Raw genomic sequence first — 2651 nt, 5'->3', positions numbered from 1 at the left:
CGTGGTGCTCCCGGTGGCGCTGGTGCTGTAGCCGGCGGCGGTGATGTTGGCCTGGACGGCGTTCTCGGTGGCGTCGCTCGGGTAGCCGGAGGTCATGACGCCCTCGTAGAAGGTGCCGGCGGCGCCGTTGCTGTTGTCGCCGCCGATGCCGAGGATGATCGCGCCCTCCTTGTGCATCGGGTTGTAGCCGTTGACGTTCGGCCGTGGTCCGCTGTAGTCGGTGGCCAGGCCGCCGGACTGGGCGTTGCCGGAGCGGATGGCCCACTGGTTGGACTCGCCCTTGACGATGGCGGTCACGAAGCGGTCGCTGATACTCGGGTCGTTGGCGTTGTAGCCGGCGTTCACGCCGGAGAACAGGCCGTTCTCCTGGTCCGCCATCACCCACGGGCCGTTGCCGCTGCCGTAGCCCCAGACCTTGATGTTGCCGAAGTAGATGGCCTCCATGGTGCCGTTGCCGTCGTCGTGGTTGGTGGTCTCGGCGTTGCCGTAGTCGAAGCAGCAGCCGCCGTTGTAGTGGCTGCCGTCGAAGATCGCGTACATGCCCTCGGGCTGGTCGCCGGTGGCGATGCCCGAGGTGTGGTCGTTGCGGTAGCCGGTGCCCTGCGGGATGTAGACGCCGTAGGCCGGGTGGCCGCCCACGGTGATGGGGGCCGCGGTGGCGTTGGCGAGGTTGTCCGGGTTGGGCGCCGCCCCGCCGCCGGGGCCCTGGGTGAGGTGGTTGCCCTTGCCGGACTGGTCGTAGATGACGGTGATGACGCAGCTGGTGCCCGCACAGAACGCGTCCTGGGCGGCGGCGTCGGCGTAGCCGCCGGTGCTCAGCAGGCCGATGTCCTTGGCGGCACCGTCCGAGGCGCGCCTGACCTGGTACAGCGCGCCGGAGTACCCGGCGTACAGGGCGCGGGTGGTGCTGTGGGCCGCGACGCAGGGGGTGCCGCCGGCGGCGTAGATGTCGCACGGCCCCTGGGCGGCGGCCTGGGCCGGGCCGGTGGCGGCCCCCGTCGTGACGAGAGCGCCGAGCACGATGACCGCGGCGGCGCCCGCACGGGTGAGGGCGTGCGGGCGAACTGGCTGCCGGAGGAGGCGCCATGGGCGGAACTTGCTCATCTGGATTCTCCCTGGAGTAGCGCAACCGGGTGGATTGTTAGCGCTAACACTCCACGCCGTCGTCCTGGACTGCCGGGTCGCCGGACGGGGGTGGGGTGTTCTGGGAGGAGACGGTGCAGCCCGGCCGGATGGCCTGTCAAGTAGGACGACAGAAAGGCATGGTGACGAACCATCGGACCCGGCGGGCCGATCACGGCGCCCGGCTGCGGTTTCGGGCATCGGGGCCTGAAGCTTTCCGAAACTACCTCGAAACCTTCTACCGCGTCTTGACGGTCCCGGGCGCCGCCGAGTTACCTGGGGCTGTCGGGGCACCCCCGCCGAGCGCCGTTGCCGGACGGCGTCGCACCCGTGCCCCCGTTCCCCGGATCGACGGTCGCAGCGCGGCCGTCGCGCTCTCGCGCCATGCCCGCGGAGCATCGCGGGCTCGCGCCTCCCCCCACATGCACAGGAGGTCGACCATGCCCCTCGGCAGGATTCGCACCGCACTGCACCGTACTCGAACCGTCGTCGCTGCCGCGACACTGGCCCTCGCCGTCGGCACGCTGGCCGCAGCCCCGCCCGCCATGGCCGCGGGCAACTCGCTGAAGGCGGCCGCAGAGGCGGACAGCCGGTACTTCGGCACCGCACTGTCCGACGGCGACCTCGGAGTCGGCGGCGAAATGACGGTCGCCAAAGCACAGTTCGACATGCTGACGCCGACCAACGAGATGAAGTGGGACACCACCGAGCCGTCCAACGGCTCGTACAACTTCGGACCGGGCGACCAGCTCGTGCAGTTCGCCCAGGCGAACGGCATGCGGGTGCGCGGGCACAACCTGGTCTGGCAGAACCAGCTGCCGGGCTGGGTCTCGGGCCTGCCGCAGAGCCAGGTGCGCGCCGCGATGGAGGCGCACATCACCACCGAGGCCACCCACTACAAGGGCAAGGTCTACGCCTGGGACGTGATCAACGAGCCGCTGAACGGCGACGGTTCGCTGGTTTCGGACGTGTTCTACCAGGCGATGGGGTCCGGCTACCTGGCCGACGCGCTGCGCACCGCGCACGCCGCCGACCCCGACGCGAAGCTCTACATCAACGACTACGGCATCGAGGGCCAGAACGCGAAGAGCAACGCCCTCTACAGCATCGCCCAGTCGCTGATCGCGCAAGGCGTCCCGCTGGGCGGCATCGGCTTCGAGAGCCACTTCGTCGTCGGCCAGGTCCCGTCGGACATGCAGGCCACCATGCAGCGGTTCGCCAACCTGGGCCTGGACGTGGCCGTGACCGAACTGGACGACCGCACCCAGACGCCCGCCAGTGGTGCGGCCCTGCAGCAGCAGGCCGGCGACTACACCACCGTGGTCAAGGACTGCCTGGCGGTCTCCCGCTGCGTGGGGGTGAGCCAGTGGGGCGTGGACGACGCGCACTCCTGGATCCCCGGCACGTTCCCCGGCTACGGTGCCGCCACCATGTGGGACGGCAACGATCAGCCCAAGCCGGCCTACGCCGCGGCGCTGGCGGCCCTGGGCGGCTCGGGCGGGGGCGGCGGCGGTGGCGGCGGTACGAGC

At 70.7% G+C, this 2651-nt stretch carries 2 protein-coding genes; one reads left to right on the top strand and one right to left on the bottom strand.

Going from position 1 to position 2651, the window contains the following annotated elements; all coding sequences use genetic code 11:
• Positions 1-1104, bottom strand: a 1104-nt coding sequence (locus ACFW1A_RS39885; RefSeq protein ID WP_380418532.1) for an arabinofuranosidase catalytic domain-containing protein, incomplete at its 3' end; no start/stop codon positions are given.
• A 458-nt stretch (positions 1105-1562) separates the two neighbouring features.
• On the opposite strand from ACFW1A_RS39885, the gene ACFW1A_RS39880 reads away from it, so the two are divergent.
• The coding region (locus ACFW1A_RS39880; RefSeq protein ID WP_380418530.1) for an endo-1,4-beta-xylanase at positions 1563-2651 on the top strand (1089 nt) is incomplete at its 3' end.

The sequence above is a fragment of the Kitasatospora sp. NPDC058965 genome, assembly GCF_042741245.1.
Classification (GTDB): Bacteria; Actinomycetota; Actinomycetes; order Streptomycetales; family Streptomycetaceae; genus Kitasatospora.
Note: the sequence above shows the minus strand (reverse complement) of the source record. Positions and strands in the feature narration are given on the sequence as shown.